Origin of the sequence: Desulfoferrobacter suflitae (assembly GCF_022603395.1) — a bacterium.
In the GTDB taxonomy this organism is placed as follows: Bacteria; Desulfobacterota; Syntrophobacteria; order Syntrophobacterales; family Syntrophobacteraceae; genus Desulfoferrobacter; species Desulfoferrobacter suflitae.
The window spans coordinates 176837-194162 of the sequence record NZ_JAIBKA010000010.1 but is presented as its reverse complement, the minus strand read 5'-3'; the positions used below and the strand labels follow the sequence as shown (position 1 = coordinate 194162).

At 53.2% G+C, this 17326-nt stretch carries 14 protein-coding genes; 4 read left to right on the top strand and 10 right to left on the bottom strand.

Annotation, left to right across the window (positions count from 1 at the left end; translation table 11 throughout):
- Positions 1 to 6: 6 nt before the first annotated feature.
- The 5 genes from K1V27_RS17505 to rpmE form a co-directional block, all read right to left on the bottom strand.
- Positions 7 to 2493 (bottom strand): DNA internalization-related competence protein ComEC/Rec2, encoded by a 2487-nt coding sequence (locus K1V27_RS17505; RefSeq protein ID WP_258931345.1) that lies wholly within the window; start codon positions 2491 to 2493, stop codon positions 7 to 9.
- A 69-nt stretch (positions 2494 to 2562) separates the two neighbouring features.
- Positions 2563 to 3819, bottom strand: coding sequence for a UDP-N-acetylglucosamine 1-carboxyvinyltransferase (murA, locus tag K1V27_RS17500; protein WP_258931344.1), 1257 nt, complete (start codon positions 3817 to 3819; stop codon positions 2563 to 2565).
- Between the two features lie 3 nt (positions 3820 to 3822).
- A complete protein-coding gene (gene prmC / locus K1V27_RS17495; RefSeq protein WP_258931343.1) occupies positions 3823 to 4695 on the bottom strand; it encodes a peptide chain release factor N(5)-glutamine methyltransferase in 873 nt (290 codons plus the stop codon).
- A gap of 14 nt (positions 4696 to 4709) precedes the next feature.
- A complete protein-coding gene (gene prfA / locus K1V27_RS17490) occupies positions 4710 to 5783 on the bottom strand; it encodes a peptide chain release factor 1 (RefSeq protein WP_258931342.1) in 1074 nt (357 codons plus the stop codon).
- Positions 5784 to 5824: 41 nt separating this feature from the next.
- Positions 5825 to 6058, bottom strand: a complete 234-nt coding sequence (gene rpmE / locus K1V27_RS17485) for a 50S ribosomal protein L31 (RefSeq protein WP_258931341.1) — start codon at positions 6056 to 6058, stop codon at positions 5825 to 5827.
- 276 nt (positions 6059 to 6334) lie between these two features.
- On the opposite strand from rpmE, the gene K1V27_RS17480 reads away from it, so the two are divergent.
- From K1V27_RS17480 to K1V27_RS17470, 3 genes are all read left to right on the top strand, one after another.
- A complete protein-coding gene (locus K1V27_RS17480; RefSeq protein ID WP_258928225.1) occupies positions 6335 to 7387 on the top strand; it encodes a Druantia anti-phage system protein DruA in 1053 nt (350 codons plus the stop codon).
- 53 nt (positions 7388 to 7440) lie between these two features.
- Positions 7441 to 8121, top strand: a complete 681-nt coding sequence (locus K1V27_RS17475) for an ISAs1 family transposase (protein ID WP_353740514.1) — start codon at positions 7441 to 7443, stop codon at positions 8119 to 8121.
- 176 nt (positions 8122 to 8297) lie between these two features.
- Complete coding sequence (locus K1V27_RS17470; protein WP_258931340.1) at positions 8298 to 9113, top strand: ATP-grasp domain-containing protein; 816 nt, start codon at positions 8298 to 8300, stop codon at positions 9111 to 9113.
- Between the two features lie 90 nt (positions 9114 to 9203).
- Here the strand turns inward: K1V27_RS17470 and rho are convergent, their stop codons facing one another.
- The 3 genes from rho to trxA form a co-directional block, all read right to left on the bottom strand.
- Positions 9204 to 10451: a transcription termination factor Rho gene (gene rho, locus K1V27_RS17465; RefSeq protein ID WP_258931357.1), complete on the bottom strand. Its 1248-nt coding sequence runs from the start codon at positions 10449 to 10451 to the stop codon at positions 9204 to 9206.
- Between the two features lie 317 nt (positions 10452 to 10768).
- On the bottom strand, positions 10769 to 11548 hold the full coding sequence (locus K1V27_RS17460) for an outer membrane protein assembly factor BamD (RefSeq protein WP_258931339.1): 780 nt from the start codon (positions 11546 to 11548) through the stop codon (positions 10769 to 10771).
- Between the two features lie 452 nt (positions 11549 to 12000).
- Positions 12001 to 12333, bottom strand: a complete 333-nt coding sequence (gene trxA, locus K1V27_RS17455) for a thioredoxin (protein WP_258931338.1) — start codon at positions 12331 to 12333, stop codon at positions 12001 to 12003.
- 433 nt (positions 12334 to 12766) lie between these two features.
- Between trxA and radA the strand changes: the two genes are divergently transcribed.
- A complete protein-coding gene (radA, locus tag K1V27_RS17450; RefSeq protein WP_258931337.1) occupies positions 12767 to 14134 on the top strand; it encodes a DNA repair protein RadA in 1368 nt (455 codons plus the stop codon).
- Positions 14135 to 14361: 227 nt separating this feature from the next.
- Here the strand turns inward: radA and mtnA are convergent, their stop codons facing one another.
- Positions 14362 to 15411, bottom strand: coding sequence for an S-methyl-5-thioribose-1-phosphate isomerase (gene mtnA, locus K1V27_RS17445; protein WP_258931336.1), 1050 nt, complete (start codon positions 15409 to 15411; stop codon positions 14362 to 14364).
- Between the two features lie 23 nt (positions 15412 to 15434).
- A complete protein-coding gene (gene gatB / locus K1V27_RS17440; RefSeq protein WP_353740612.1) occupies positions 15435 to 16871 on the bottom strand; it encodes an Asp-tRNA(Asn)/Glu-tRNA(Gln) amidotransferase subunit GatB in 1437 nt (478 codons plus the stop codon).
- Between the last annotated feature and the right edge of the window lie 455 nt (positions 16872 to 17326).

Below are 17326 nucleotides of genomic sequence, written 5' to 3'. Positions count from 1 at the left end.
AACCCCTCAATGCAAGTAGCTCGTGATGTTCCATTGCAGACCGTTGGAGGAGGCATTGATGGCTCCCCCGATGTCTGTTCGATGGATGATTATGTTTCGTCTGCGGCATTCCTCCAGTACTTGCCGTGCCGGAAAGCCAAACCAGTTATCAAATCCACATGAAAAAATTATGTGCTTTGGCTGTAGTCGGTCGAACAAGAAGCTGCTGTTGGAACTTGCGCTGCCATGATGAGGAGAAATGAGAAGCAGCTCCTGGCAAGGGGAATGGTCTTCAAAAATGAGTTTTTCGACGGAGGCATCGATGTCGCCCGGAATGATGACGCATGTCTTGCCGAATGTTATCTGCAGCACCAGGGATGCATTATTCAAATTGTGATCCCACTGTTTCTGGAGATAGTCGGGTGTGGGATGAAGAATGTTGACCCGGCACTCGCCGATGTTTCCGGGAAAGTGGAGGATCTCGGGCATAAGCATCCGGCGCAGCTTGCGTTGGTGTACGATGTCTCTCAGTTCATTTAAGTGCTCGTCTCCATCCCGGCTTTCGATGCCGGTTTCCACAAAAGAACCCACCTCGAAATGATCGAGAATGAACCGTAAACCATTTCGATGGTCCGGATGATCGTGTGACAGGATCACATAGTCGAGCCTGCCGATGCCTGTGTGCCGGAAGAACGGTGCCAGTACATGGCGTCCCACATCGAAGGAGTCATCGAAAAAGCCGCCTCCGTCCACGAGCATGGTCGCACCGTTGGGAAAGCGCACCAGAGTGGAGCTTCCCTGACCCACATCAATTGCAGTGACGGTGAGCAGCTGATCGGGTCTGCCGTCAGCCGCCGAGATGCCCCTTGAGACCGTGTAACCCAACAATACAAGAATCATCGGCACGAGGACTGTCAACTTCTTCTGCCAATTCCACCGGGACAATGACACGGCAAGAAATGCGTAAAAGCCCACTACCCAGATGAGGGGCACGATGCCAACCCAGATGAAGCTCCATGAGAGGTGGCTGAACCAGTGGATGATGTGCTGGCAAATCTCCACCAGCCATGCGCCGGCCTTGAGCAAGAGCCTTGCAACGGTTTCGTTCAGCGGGAGCGCGACGAGCGTTGCAAGCCCGATCGGCAAAACCAGGAATCCTATCAGCGGAACCAGCAACGAGTTGGCGATCAATGCCGCCAGGGAAATTCCGTTAAAATGGTAGGCGATGAGGGGGGCAACAGTGATTGTTACGGCGGCTGAAAGGAGCAAGGCATCCAGGAACGGTTTAAACAGATGTACCGGGTGCAGGGCGCGGTCAGTGGCAGAGGGAAGGAGATGTTTGGAGATCCTGTAGAGTCGGGGAAAGAATAACAGGATGCCGATCATCGCCGCAAAAGACAGCTGGAAGGAGATTTGCCGCAACTGGTTGGGAAAGAGCACAAGAATTAACAGGGCTGCGGCTGCCAGAAATGTGGCCGGGTCCGGCCGACGATACAGATGAATGGACCAGCAGATCAGCAATAGCGTTATGGCTGCCCTCCAGGTGGGCAGCGCGAGGCCTCCCACGCAAGCGTACATGGATGCACACAATAACGCTATCCACAAAGCGATGCGGCGATCGCTTCGAGCCTGAAGGAGGGACGGTGCACACAGGCGGATTGCTCGACTGCTCAGCCAAAAGATTGCCAGGCTCACCATTCCCAGATGCAGTCCCGAGATGGCCAGAAGGTGGGTCACTCCGGCACGGTTCAAGTGATCTCGCCACTGGGCACTCAATTGTTGGCGGTATCCGAGCAGCAGTGCCGAGTAGAAGGCGGCAACGTCAAAGGATGCGTTGTTCTGCAACCATAGGAGAGCACTCTGTCGAAACCGCTCGAGGCTTCTGCCCAGGTTTTTGAAAGGCGACAATAGGCTGCCCGTGGGAGCCAATTTCAGCAACAGACCACGATTGGAAATGTGGGCTCGGCCGTAGAATCCTCGATTTGCCCGGTTTCCGACATAATCATATGCGCCGGGATTACCGAAATTGCGGAATGGCTTCACGTGAAGCCGTGCCAGTAATCTGTCTCCCGGGAGCCAGGTGCCCGGTTCCATGTCCGTTTGACGAAGAGTGATGACAATGCCGCCGCGCACCGGAAAACTGTTTTGCGGAGTGACGACTCGCTGCAGTTCAACCGGAAGTAACATCTTATCGGGATGGTAGTCGGGCGGCCGAGTCACTTCACCCATTACCAGGATGTCGGGTTCATTTAGGAACGGTTTAAGGCTCGCTGGCGCGGGCAATTCAGGACGTACCAGGAGACCGGCCAGAAGGCCAAGGCAAAGGAAGGCGGCAATTCCGCAGGCACGACGAACAAGAGGAGGGCAAGGGTAGATCGCGGCGATAAAACAGACTAGAAAAACAAGACTCACGAGCGGGAAGATCAGGACGGGATGCTCGGCAGAAATCCACTGTGCAGCACCAGTTCCTGCCACAAAAGCGATTGAAATCACGCAAAGAGGGCGAGTTCCCATGCTCTTCCTCAATGGTGGCTGAAGCACACACGGTTTGAGCGGTGCACTTTCTCAGGGGTCGGATTCCCGCTAGTCCTGGTCTCGCTCGCGCCAGATTCTGGCGCCCACGGCTGTCAGCTTCTGCTCGATGGTCTCGTAACCCCTGTCCAGGTGATAGATACGTCTGATCTCGGTCAGTCCATCGGCAGCCAGCCCCGCCAGGACCAAAGAAGCCGATGCGCGTAGATCGGTCGCCATGACGGGGGCTCCTGAAAGGGACTCGACGCCGCGAACCACGGCGGTTCTGCCGTCCAGGTTGATATCGGCGCCGAGTCGCCTGAGCTCGAGGACATGCATGAAACGGTTTTCGAAAATTTGTTCGGTAATAAGACTGACCCCGTCTCCCAATGCCATCAAAGACATAAACTGGGCCTGCATATCCGTCGGGAATCCGGGGAACGGCCAGGTTTTCACGTCCACGCTGCGTATAGCGGAAGCCGCCTGAATCTCCAGCGTGCCGTCGTTGACGCATATGGTCGCCCCTGTCCCTTCGAGTTTGCTGATCACCGCTTCCAGGTGTTCGGGATGACATGGAGACAGGGTGAGGTGTCCTCCGGTGATGGCGGCAGCTATCATGTAGGTGCCGGTTTCGATGCGGTCGGGAATAACGGTGTGAGTACCGGGGCTGAGGTTGGGAACGCCTTCAATGGTGATTTGCGGGGTACCGGCACCGCGAATATGAGCGCCCATTTCATTAAGATATTCAGCCAGTGCAATCACCTCCGGTTCACGCGCCGCGTTTTCCAGCACCGTTACGCCGTCAGCCAGGCTCGCCGCCATCATCAGATTTTCCGTGCCGGTTACCGTGATTTGATCGAAAGTGATGGTTGTCCCTTGCAGGCGTTTGGCCTTAGCCATGACATAACCGTGCTGCAATTGAATTTCCGCTCCCATGCGCTCCAGACCTTCCAAGTGGAGGTTGATGGGGCGGGCTCCAATGGCGCATCCGCCGGGCAGGGACACTTTGGCATGCTGAAATCTCGCTACCAAAGGGCCGAGGACAAGCACCGAAGCGCGCATCGTTTTGACCAGTTCGTACGGTGCCTCCGGAGTGTGTATCCGGCTTGTATCGATATGAAAATGTTCGTCCTGTTGACTTTCTGCCCCCATGTGCTCCAGGAGCCGCTGCATGGTGCGAATGTCTCTGAGTCGCGGCACATTGACCAGAGTATGTTCTCCGGGTGCGATAAGGGAGGCGGCCAACAGGGGCAGGGCCGCATTTTTTGCTCCGCTGATCGGAATATGGCCGCGCAGTGCGATACCGCCTTCGATCATCAGCTTGTCCATGGTTTACCTTCGCGCTCTGGTTAGGTGCAAAATTCTGGGTATTCCGGAATAGTCGTTCTTGATGCGGTAGCCTTGAAAATTCAGGTTTTGTTGCAACTCGTTCTGCAATATATCAGCCTGACCCTGTCCGATTTCCAGCAGAATTGCCCCCCCCGGCCGCAGATAATCCGGTGCGGTTTCAAGAAGGGTGCGGATGGTGTCCAGTCCCTGGGGACCTCCACCCTTTAAGGCGGTTGCGGGTTCGTACTTTTCGATTTCAGGGGCCAGCCCGGCGAGCTCATCGTCCCCAATGTAGGGGGGATTGCTCACAATGAGGTCGAAGCCGGCCCGAAGCGGAGCCAAACTGTCGAACCAGTTGGCTGCCACAAACCATATGCGGTGTTGCACATGGTGACGCAAAGCGTTGCGCTTGGCCACTTGAAGAGCGGCGTAAGAAATGTCGGCAGCCAGTATCCGGGCAGCGGGACGCTCGTGGGCGATGGCCACGGCAATGGCCCCCGAACCCGTGCCCAGATCAAGCACCGTGTGTGCATGGTGGCCCAAAAGATCAATGGCCATTTCAACCAGCAACTCGGTTTCAGGTCTTGGGATCAATACCGACGGGTTGACTTCAAATTCGAGGGACCAGAATTCCTGTTTTTGAGTGATGTACTGAGTCGGTTCGTGTGCGGCACGTCTCTGGATTGCCCGGCGGTATCGGGCCAGTTCGGTTGCGGTGAGAGGTTGGTCGTAGTGCAGGTAGAGTTGGATACGTTCTTTTCCCAACACGTAGGCCAGAAGGACTTCGGCGCTGGCACGGGGCTGCTCCACCTTGTGGCGGCTAAAATAGTCCGTGGTCCACTGGAGCACTTTGAGGATGGTCCAAATTTCTTCCATCCTTTGTCCTTAGTTCATTGCTGTTCGTCGTTGTTGATAGCTTCCGCCCGAAAGTGGGTGATCAAGGGATCAATGATTTCATCAATTGATCCACTGAGAACCGCGTCAAGCTTGTAAAGGGTAAGGTTGATGCGATGATCGGAAACCCGGTTCTGGGGAAAATTGTAAGTGCGGATTCTCTCGCTGCGGTCGCCCGTTCCCACCTGGCTCTTGCGTTCCTGCGCTATCCTGGCTTCCTGCTCGCTTTGCATCTGATCCAGCAGGCGGGCGCGCAGCACTTTCATTGCTTTAGCTTTGTTTTTGTGCTGCGATTTTTCGTCCTGGCAAATGACCACCAGTCCGGTGGGTAAATGGGTGATGCGGACAGCCGAATCCGTGGTGTTGACACTCTGTCCCCCCGGGCCCGAGGAGCGGAACACGTCCACCCTAAGCTCGTTGGGATCGATGTAGATATCGACTTCTTCGGCTTCGGGGAGAACGGCCACAGTGACCGCCGATGTATGTATTCTCCCCTGGCTCTCCGTGACCGGCACCCGCTGCACCCGGTGCACTCCGCTTTCATATTTCAGGCGGCTGTAAGCCCCTTTTCCATTGACGGCAGCGATAATTTCCTTGAATCCGCCGATTCCTGTCGGGTGGCTGTCGATTATTTCCACATTCCAGTGCCGTAATTCGGCGTATCGGGAATACATGCGAAACAGGTCCGCAGCAAACAGGGCAGCTTCATCGCCGCCTGTGCCCGCACGGATTTCCAGGATCACGTTTTTTTCATCATTGGGATCCTTGGGGGAGAGCATTGCTTTCAGTTCATCTTCCGAAGTATCGACTGCCCTTTTGAGGAGCGACATCTCCTGCCTGATGAATTCCCGCATTTCAGGATCATCTTCGGTTTCGAGGAGCTCCTGGTTTTCCGCCAGCTCGGTTCTTGCCCTGGTGTAGTTTCGGTATCTCTCCACAATAGGAGCGAGCTCGGCGTGCTCTTTGGCAACCTTCTGATATTCCTTGGGATTCGCCAAAAGCTCCGGGTTGCTCAGATCCTCTTCCAGTTTACGGATCTTCTCTTCCAGGGTGTCCAGTCGTTCAAACATATTTGCCGTTGCCTGTTGCGCAACTCCACACACATGCAGTGTTATTCACTCGCGCGTTGTTCATCTTTGTTGGTCTGATATTTTTCGTATTTTTTCCTGAAACGTTCAATGCGGCCGGCAGAGTCAACCAATTTTTGCTTTCCGGTGTAGAAAGGGTGACACTTGGAACAGATTTCCACGCGTATGTCCTGCTTTGTTGAGCCGGTTTGGATCTCATTGCCACAAGCACAGCGAATGACGGTTTCATGATATGCGGGGTGAATATTCTCTTTCATTAAGGTCTCCTCCTCAGCTTTTTTTGTAAATTTAACTAGAGAATCATAAAATATAGACGCAAAAAACCCACTTTTCAATGGAAAAATGGCATTTGGCAATCTGGCAATCCCCTATTGCTGCCGAAAGAAGGAAAGCAAGCATAGTTCAATGTCACGGTGAATAGGTGCTCTATATATTTTCCAGTAAACTCCATGACTTACACTTATTTCTGGTCAACTGCCTCCCATTGGTGTATAGAAAGTACGCTACTTACTTCACTTTGGAGGTGATCCACGTTGAACCTATGGGAGGTCCATGTCAGGCCCGTTGAGCGATCAGAGGAAGGTCGCTATCAGGAAGTGATGGATGAGCATCATTATCTGGGACGCATGCCTAAGATCAGCGAAACGCTTTGGTACATTGGCCTATGGCGCAACCAGTGGGTGGCGCTTCTGAGCTTTTCCGCCGCCGCATGGAAGTGCGCGGCGCGGGACCAATGGATCGGTTGGAGCCCACGCCATCAGTATGATCGGTTGAAACTGGTAGCCAACAACAGTCGTTTTCTTATTCTTCCCGACTGGCACTTTCCGAATTTGGGCTCTCGCGTCTTATCATTGTGCCAGAAGAGAATCCCTCGCGATTGGCAAGATATCTTTGGCCATCCTTTGTTGTTGCTTGAAACCTTTGTGGACCCTCGACGCTTTCAGGGCACCGTCTATAGAGCAGCTAACTGGCACTGTGTCGGTCAGACCAGGGGCTTCCGCCGCACCGGCAATGGCTACAGTGCTAGAACCCACCCGCCCAAAATGATCTTCGTAAGACCACTGCGACCCAATGCACGAGAGTTGCTCTCGCGCCCACTTCTCGAATCGGCCTTTAATACAGGAGGAGCCAAAATCATGATTACTGCCGAGCATATGCAGTCTTTGCCGCAATTCTTCACCGATATACCAGATCCCCGTCGTGCACAAGGACGTCGCCACAGGCTTTCAACCGTACTCGCCATCGCGGCCGGTGCAATCTTGTGCGGAATGCGAGGCTATAAGGCTATCACCGACTGGGCAAACAGCCTTGGCCAAAAGGCGCGTGAACGTTTCAGGTGTCGTGTGGAAAACGGCCGATGTGTGGTTCCAAGCGAATACGTCTTCCGGAATGTCCTTATCCGTGTCGATCCACTGGACCTGGACCACGCCCTGCAAAATTGGAATAAAACCCACGGCGAAAAGGATGAAAGCCTGGCAATCGACGGCAAGGTCATGCGCAATGCTATCGATGAGCAGGGCTATCAGACCCACATCATGAGCGCCATTGGTCATCAGACCAAGAATTGCTACACCCAAAAAAAGTAGGTACCCTTCCCAAGGAAGGGGATGAGGAGGCCAAGCGAACAAACGAGATAAAAATGGCCGCCCCACTCCTTGATCCTATCAATATTCAAGACAAAGTCATCACGGCGGATGCCCTTCTAACGCAACGCGCCTTCGCCGATTATCTGGTTCTGGAGCGCAAAGCTCACTATCATTTCACCGTTAAGGATAACCAACCCACACTTCGTACAGACATCGAATTCTTCTTCCAAAACCCAAAAGAGCCGGATTATATCGACAACGACTCTTGTGATCATGGACGGATTGAAACCCGTAAAATCTGGACCACCACCGAGCTCAACGACTACCTCAACTTTCCTCATGTTGGGCAAGCGTTCGCAATCGAACGTCACTCAATAGACAAAAAATCAGGCAAAGAATCTTGTGAGACCGTCTATGGCATCACCAGCAAATCCCCGGAAGAAGCCGACGCACAAAACGTTCTCAACACTAATCGAGGCCACTGGAGCATCGAAAATTCCTGCCATTATATCATCGATTGGAACTATGACGAGGACCGCAGCAGGATATCCAAGGGCTACGGTCCCGAAAATATCACCCGGCTTAGGCGATTTGCCGTCGGGCTCATCAAGTCCAAGGGTGTATACAGCGTCGCACAGAAAATGCGTCAACTCAATCGCAATGTCCGCTCAGTTCTCGACTATCTGTGTATGACAACAAACTCATGTACCCCTGCTCACCGGCAATTAGAATGAGAACAAATTTACCGTGAGTTCAATGTTCCTCTTTCCTCAAGCTCCATGTTAAGTACATATGTTACCTGGATTGAGCCGCCTGTCTCAGGCAAAACTGCCAGCGTCATCCCGGTAAAATGCCGCCACGGTGTTAGGAACCTAAAAAGAGAACCATCAACTCGTTTTGAGGCTGTCATATGGTCACCTACTTTGTTTCCTTTTATCCTCGCATTCCGCTGGATGAAAATTTGTCCATTTTTGAACCGCTGCATGACCACAACACACACCAATTGCTGAGTAGATCCGCCGGAGTTTTACTGCCCCCCTATGTGCCTCCATGGCGCTACCGGGATATCACACGGTTGGCCAGACACTGGTTCCCCAGACTGGAGACCCGCTTTGCTTACCAGGGTAAGAGCAAGCAGATCGAACTCTTCCGACGGATCGGCGTCAATTGCCCGGAGACTCTGCTATTCAGAGATCCGTCTCAACTGATGGAGCGGCTTCACAGAGGGGGAATCCCGTGGGACTACCCGCTGGTCTTGAAAGGGGATCAAGGCGCAGGCGGCAGCACCGTCTTTCCGGTCTATTCTTCAGCCGACATCGCCAGACGGCTCAAGAAGCTTCCCCGCCACGAACCGGTATTGCTGCAAAAATGGGTGAGGCATGGGGGCAGGGATCTGCGCGTAGTGATATACGGTTGTCAGACTGTAAGTTACTTCCGTTTGGGCAACGGCGGCTTCTACAACAATGTATGCCGCGGCGGACGCATCGATCACGAACTCTATCCCGCGCAACAGCAGACCGGGGTCCAGGCTGTTCTGCAATTCTGCCGACGCGCCGTCATCGATATCGCCGGCTTTGACTTAATGTTTCCCGATGAGGGGGAGCCCGTTTTCATAGAGATCAACTTCCACTTCGGTCGCAAAGGTCTAGGCGGCCCCTCCGGGCATCAGAAGAGACTGCAGCAGGCTGTCACAGAGTGGCGGGCAGGTGTGCTTGCTCATGCATGACAGCGGGTCAATCGGCTGATTCCCTGGTTGTGAGCCCTGCATATCCAAAGCCTTCCGCGACGAATTGCCAAACCGCAAACAGGAGGCCGTCTAGCGATTCATGGAAGCCAGAAACTCTGCATTGTTCTTGGTTCCCTGCATCTTATCGAGCAGAAACTCCATGGCATCGACCGGGTTGAGTGGTGATAAGAGTTTTCGCAGGATCCAAATGCGATTGAGATCGTCGGCCGGCAACAGGAGCTCCTCTTTGCGAGTGCCCGACTTATTGATGTCGATCGCGGGAAAAATACGTCGATCAGCAAGTTTGCGCTCCAATACGATTTCCATATTGCCGGTTCCCTTGAATTCTTCAAAGATAACTTCATCCATGCGGCTTCCGGTGTCGATGAGGGCGGTGGCAATGATGGTCAGACTGCCCCCCTGCTCGACATTGCGTGCGGCTCCAAAGAACCGTTTGGGACGGTGCAGGGCATTGGAATCGAGACCGCCTGAAAGAATTTTTCCGCTTGGCGGGACAACGGTATTGTAAGCACGGGCCAGCCGCGTGATGCTGTCCAGTAGAATGACCACATCGCGCTTATGCTCGACCAGCCGTTTGGCTTTCTCACTCACCATTTCAGCGACCTGAACGTGGCGTTGCGGCGGCTCGTCAAATGTCGAGCTGACCACTTCTGCGCGCACGCTGCGCTGCATGTCGGTCACTTCTTCAGGACGCTCATCGATGAGCAGCACGATCAGGTAAGTGTCTCTATGGTTTATGGTTATGGCATTGGCGATGTTTTGCAGCAGCATGGTCTTTCCTGTGCGCGGCTGCGCAACGATCAGACCGCGTTGGCCGAATCCGATCGGGGTCAGGAGATCCATCACTCGCGTCGAGAAGTTATCGGGGATCGATTCCAGGTGGACCCGCCGATCGGGATAGAGGGGAGTGAGATTATCAAACAGGATTTTGTCTCGAGCGACGTCGGGATCCTCGTAGTTGACTCCCTCGACCTTGAGCAGCGCAAAGTAGCGTTCGTTGTCCTTGGGAGGACGAATTTGTCCTGAGATGCTGTCTCCCGTGCGCAGGCCGAAACGTCGAATCTGGGAAGGAGATACATAAATATCATCGGGACCGGGCAGGTAGTTGTAGTTCTGGCTCCTCAGAAAGCCAAATCCATCGGGCAGAATTTCAAGAACACCGTCTCCGTAAATCAGACCGCTCAGTTCCGCCTGCGCCTGCAGGATGGCAAATATCAGTTCCTGCTTGCGCATGGAGCTGGCACCCTCAATATTGAGGGATTTGGCCATCCCCATCAGTTCTCTGATGTTCTTATTCTTGAGCTCTACCAGATTCATCATTTCATCCTGCCGACCGACAATCTCTTGATCCTTGTCGTCTGCGACCGCCTTGGTTTGGTTCTTTGCAGATTCTGCCATGATTGCTCATCTCCTTTGCGTTGACAACGTCTCAGTGATTTATCACGATTTATTTTGATTGCAGGATATGCTGACCATAAGGGTTGGATCTATTGCTGGGAATCAGGATGCTTCCAAGGAAGTTGCTTCAATGCGAAGAACTGGGTCCATAGTCCCGCTTGCATAAAACCTGTAAAAGATGTTTGTGTATATTCCTCCGAAGGGGCACAAAGGCAATGGAGTGAGAGGACAGGTGGTCAGAATCCCAGACGCGTCCAGACGCTGGGTTTGCTTTCCCCTTCATCGACGTGTTTCTGGCATTCTGCGAGCATTGTCGCAACGCGATCCTGGTACCCGAGCTCTTGTACAGCCCTCGGGTAGTTGTTGGATATGTTCATCAATCGATCTCGCGCCGGTGTGTACTTCCCTTGTTTGTAGTAGAACTCGCCCACGTAAAATTCATGGGCCACGATGCGTTTTTGGCACTCGAACAGCTGCTTTTCCGCCCTGCGCGCATATTCAGATGCCGGATAGGCCTGAATGACCCGTTGAAAACTCTCCATGGCTACGCGCGTCTCTTCCTGGTCTCGATCGATGGTGCTGAATGACAGGAAATGACACATGCCGATTTGGTAGAGGACATAGGGCACCACTTCATTGCGCGGATGCAATCGTACGAATTCTTCGTAGGCAATGGAAGCATCCGTGTACTTTTTATCGAAAAAATACGCATCACCCAGTTTGAGGTCCGCCAGAATAGCATATTTGCTGTAAGGGTAGCGTTCTTTCAACTGCTGGAAATCCTTCACAGCATCGCCGTAATCCTTATCCTTCATCTTCTGCATACCGTCGAAGGCCAGTTGCTGTGCATTTCTTTCGGTTTCCGATGCCCCGTCGCCAAATAAATCGCCAAAATAGAAATTCACCAGGTACGAGTTGCATCCGGAGGCTCCCACAAGGATGAAGGCAAGCAATACGCCGCAAAATATTCGGGAAGCCTTAGAGAAGTTCTTCAAGTATTCCAAACCAACCAACATGCACTATCCTGTGACTTGAGTGAGACTCAGGGGGGCCGTCCGCTCGAGACGCTTCCTCTTGGGCACAAATATCATGCCTGGTTTCCATTCAGTGGTCAAACACAATCGCAGCAAGTGGTTACAGGCATCTACCGGCAACCTCGAAGTCCTCCATTTCCCAAGGAAAATTTATCAGTAATGTTAACAACCAAATTGGGCGCACATTGAATAGCCCTTTCCCGGGGCAAAGTCAATGTACCTGCTCCAGGGGCGGGCGACAAGTCCTGCAGAGTCTACCCCGCATACAACAAAAACCGGCTGCCATGTCAGCCGGTTTACTTTCTCCAATCACAATATGCATAGGGGGCACTCATGAGATTAATAGAATATGCGCTCTCGGACGAGATGGAATGATGCTGCCGGGGTGTCTTAGTGGCTACCCGCTTAGGGTTTTCCCCGAAAAAGCAAAGATCCTAACTGACAACTTTATCAATGGCTGCAGCTATTTGAGATTTTGCGACCGCGCCGGTTATTTGTTCGCTTACGTTGCCTCCCTTAAAAATGATCAGCGTAGGGATGGCACGGATACCGTATCTGGACGGCGTCTTGGGATTATCGTCCACGTTGCATTTAGCCATTTTTACCTTGCCGGCATATTCCGTAGTGAGTTCTTCAATGACCGGGGCGATAGCACGGCATGGTCCGCACCACGGAGCCCAAAAATCAACCAAAACGGGCACATCGGATTGCAATACTTCCTGTTCAAAAGTGCCGTCGTTAATCTCTATGATACTTGCTCCTGCCATTACGAATGCTCCTCTCTTCAGCGCCAGTGAGAACGAATAAAAACTCTTGCATCTTGATTCTATGCTTCAAAGGAACAACTAGATATGTCATATAAACTAAACAGAAGGGGGTTGTCAATCTAACAATAATCGGCTTGAAACCGGGAGGCTGTCGGAAATTGAGTTCGTCGCACCCATTCTTCCTGCCGGCGCAAGTCTGTAGTCAGTAATGGTCAGCCTTTCCGCATTTCAACTTGTGTCGGAATGGCTTACGACCGGCACTGTCGCACCATCTGCCGGGGGCCCGTGCGGGGGGATCGGTGATGTGGGATGTCTGTCATGCGATTGTCGGACGTATCCGCAGCCGCACATACAGTACTGCAAGGGTTTTATTGACTTCGCTTGAGGTTGCCGCCGAGGGCGACGATGAGCTTCCAATGCAGGTGAAATGCGCATGAGTGATCGCAAACTAGTTTTTCGCTGCCAGCAGTGTGGTTATGTGAGCCCCAAATGGATGGGGCGCTGTCCTGATTGTCAGCACTGGCACACTCTCTTGGAGGAGAGTCCACGCAAGGCCGAAGGCAAAGGGGCCGGTCCCTTCCCTGGCCGATCCGTCCCCATGGTGCTGGCAGAAATCCCGGAACTGAAGGAAGACCGCATTCTGACCGGGGTTAGAGAATGGGACCGGGTTTTGGGGTGGGGATTGATTCCAGGCAGCCTGGTGCTGCTGGCCGGGGATCCCGGTATCGGTAAGTCTACATTACTCTTGCAGAATCTAGCACGGGTGGCACAGCAGCAAAAGGTGCTTTACGTTTCAGGGGAGGAGAGCCCGCAGCAGCTCAAAATGAGAGCTGCGCGATTAAAGGTTGATGCGACCAACCTGTTCATCTATGCAGAGACTTTGCTTGAAAGCATCATCGATGTGATCTTGCATGACCCACCGGCAATCCTGGCAATCGATTCCATCCAGACCATCTACTCGAACATGCTGGAAGTTGCTCCCGGGTCCATCAGCCAGGTCCGTGAATGTGCGTCAAAGTTGATGAGAATGGCAAAGAGTGAAAACATCAGCATCTTTCTTGTGGGCCATGTCACCAAGGAAGGTTCCATCGCGGGTCCCAGAACTCTGGAACACCTGGTGGACACGGTGCTCTATTTGGAGGGGGACCGCACCCACGCTTTTCGTGTTTTGCGTGCCATGAAGAACCGCTATGGGTCCTGCAACGAAATAGGCGTATTTGAAATGAAGGAGGCAGGTATGGAAGAAGTTCCAAACCCTTCGCAATTGCTCCTGTCGGAGCGACCGAGGGGAGTTTCCGGTTCGGTGGTGGTGTGTTCCATGGAGGGCACGCGCCCGTTGCTGGTGGAACTGCAGGCCCTTGTGTCGGCCACCGGCTGGACGCAGCCGCGTCGTACCTGCATGGGAGTGGACAACAATCGGTTGTCACTCCTGGTGGCTGTCCTGGAAAAGAAAGCGGGTTTCAACTTTGCGCAGCAGGACGTCTTTGTAAACGTGGCAGGCGGTGTTCGTCTGTTGGAGCCGGCTGCAGACCTGGCCCTGATTACCGCTTTGGTAAGCACTTATCTGGATCGCGCCGTTCCCGCCGATTATGTGGTTTGGGGGGAGGTCGGATTGGCCGGTGAAGTGCGGGGGGTAGGGCATGCCGCCGCAAGGATAGGCGAGGCCCGGAAGCTTGGCTTTTCCCGGCATGTGATTCCCGTAAGCAACGCCGACCGTCTCGCACCGGAACTGAATGGGGAGTGCGTCGGGGTGAGATCCCTGCAGGATTTACTCGAGGCCGTGTTCACAGGCAGTCGCTGAGAAAGTGGTGTCTGTTATCAGATTTGGTGAGGGTAACAACACTGTTTGGCAGATCGGGCACGAGACGGCCCATGGTTCTTGGCTGAGCTGCGCGGTTGGTGCGGGTCTTGGACCTGGACCAACCGCAATGACGCTCACCCGTGCTGGCACGGCATCCTGTCGGCCCGCAGAAAAGCACCCCCTGAAGTGCAAATTGCAGGCGTCATACGCGGTACTTACCCGCGGGTCTAAATTTCCAGAGCCTTTCGAATAGATCTTTTGTATGGTTTTCTAAGAATTCCAACTTCTGTAATGATTCCCGTAACGTATTTACTTGGGGTGAGATCGAAGGCGGGGTTCAGCGCCGGAACTCCTGGAGGCACTATGGCTCTCCCGCCTAAATGCGTGACTTCGGAGGGGTTCCTCTGCTCAATGGGAATTCCGCTCCCATCGGCGATGCTCGCGTCAATGGTAGAACGGGGAGCCGCCACATAGAATGGAATGTTGTGGGTGTTTGCCAAAACGGCCACTGTGTATGTGCCGATCTTGTTGGCTGTATCGCCATTGGCCGCGATGCGGTCAGCCCCCACGACCACCACATCCACCTTTTGTTGCTGCATGATGCTTCCCACGGCATTGTCCGTCAAAACGGTCACCGGGATATTGCTGCGCATCAACTCATAAGCCGTCAGCCGGCTGCCCTGTAGAAAAGGGCGGGTTTCGCACGCCAGAACTTGAATGGAAGAATCTGCAGCATAGGCTGCGCGTATGACGCCCAGTGCCGTGCCATAATCAGCGGTGGCCAAAGCGCCGGCATTACAATAGGTAAGCACTCTTGCTCCAGTCGGGATGACATTTTTCCCCCAAGCTCCGATGGACTTGTTAGCGGCCACATCCTCGGCCAGGATCTCATCCGCTTTCTGCCGGATGAGCCGCTGCAATTCGGCAACTTCGGTGCGCGGGTTTTCCACCACCACGGAATAAATCCTCTCAACGGCCCAACTCAGATTGTTGCCGGTAGGGCGTGCCTTTTTGACCAACTGGCAGAGTTGTTCAAATTTTCTACTGAAGGTTTTCGAATCGTTTGTTTCGATGCGCCGGGCCCCTACGGCCAGAGCCATGGCGCCCGCTACGCCGACCGCCGGGGCGCCTCGAATGGTCATATTTTTTATGGCCTTGATGATCTGTTGCGGTGTGGTGAATTTGAGTATCTTCTCCCGCCGCGGGAGTACTCTTTGATCGATCATCGCCACTTCGTCTCCGTCCCAGTAAATGGGCGGCAAGTATTGTTCCGGCATTGGTTGGTTGCCTCCTGGTTGCTTTACAGTTTTTTGCGTAGGATTTCGTTGACCAGTTTAGGGTTTGCTTTTCCTTTGGTTTTCTTCATGACCTGCCCGACAAAAAAACCGAACAGTTTTTCTTTTCCACCACGGAATAGTTCCACTTCTTTGTTGTTTTCAGCCAGCACCTCATCAATGACTGACTCGATGGCACTTTCGTCTTTCACCTGTTTGAGGCCCTGGTCATCAATGATCCCGGCGGCGCTCCTACCCGTCGTGTACATTTCTTGAAACACGGACTTTGCAATTTTGCCGCTGATGATGTCTTTATCGATCAGCTCCAGCAGCTCTGCCAATTGCTGAGGAGTCACCTGGCAGCCCTCGATGTCCTTCTCGTCCTTTTTTAGTTCTCTCAACAATTCCGACATGATCCAGTTGCTGACGAGCTTCGGTTGAGCAAACCGCTGCACTGCGGCTTCAAAATAGTCTGCCAGTGCCTTTGAAGAGGTGAGTACCTGGGCGTCGTATGGCGGCAGTTCGTAGTCACGCATGAACCTCTCCCTTTTGGCGTCGGGCAACTCCGGAAGAGATCCTCTGACCCGCTCGATCCATTGTTCATCAATGACTATGGCGACCAGGTCGGGATCTGGAAAATACCTGTAATCGTGTGCTTCTTCTTTGCCACGCATACTGACCGTGGTGTTCCGGCCGGTATCCCACAGCCTTGTTTCCTGAATGATTGTTTCGCCCTTCTCCAATAGAGCTCGCTGTCTTCGAATTTCAAATTCCAATGCCCGCTGCACATTGCGAAAGGAATTCATGTTCTTGAGCTCAGTCTTGGTGCCAAGCCTTTCTGTGCCGACCGGACGAAGCGAGATGTTGGCATCGCAGCGCATACTTCCCTCTTCCATGTTGCCGTCGCAGATTTCCAGGTAGCGCAATGTTTCCCTGAGCATTTTGAGATAGGATGCGGCATCTTCGGGGGTGCGCAGATCCGGTTCGCTGACTATTTCAATCAAAGGTACGCCGGTTCGGTTGAAATCCACGTGGCTTACCGGCTGAAATTCATCGTGGATGAGTTTGCCGGCGTCTTCTTCCATGTGAATGCGGTTGATCCTGATCCTTTGTGGTCCTCTTTGTGTTTCTATTTCTACCCATCCCTTCTCGGCGAGCGGCAGTTCATACTGAGAAATTTGATATCCCTTAGGCAGGTCGGGGTAGAAATAGTTTTTTCGGGCGAATTGGCTGATTGCTGCAATTTGACAGTGGGTCGCCAGGGCCATCCTGATGGTGAATTCAACCACGTTTTCATTCAAGACCGGCAAAGACCCGGGCATACCGAGGCAGACCGGACAGGTATGCGTGTTGGGCAGCGCTCCAAAAGTGGTGGAACAACCACAGAAGATCTTGCTCCGGGTGAGCAGTTGTGCGTGTACTTCCAGTCCAATGATTGGTTCATATTCCATAAGGGCTCCAATGATTATCAAAACATGGTGGTACGCACCTTGCGGCAGATTCTATAGCAGTCAAACTCGGACGGTGAAAAGTGTCTCTGCCAGTGGGCAATATTCTCCCTTGGTGGCTTATCGGTGCACGTGCCTGGACGCTCATGGGCTCCACGTTGTCGAGTGTTCAGCGTCACCGTGCATCTTATAGCACCAACCTCAAAGACGGGCAACTTCCATGCGGGGTTCGGTACCAACAGTGGGAGCCGCCTTTTGTGCCTGCGAGAATGCCGATGATCACAGCTGCCTTGATTGCGAGGATGGGGATGTATGAAGGCATGAGGGCTCGGCAGGTGGGCAAAATTTCCTGGCCGCCCAAACAACGTTTGACACTGTGAGATTTTTCATTTAGGTGTAACGGGATCTCAATAAAGCCGTTTTTGCATGGGCATTCTCAGCAGCTATTCTAATTTCCTACAGAAATCAAT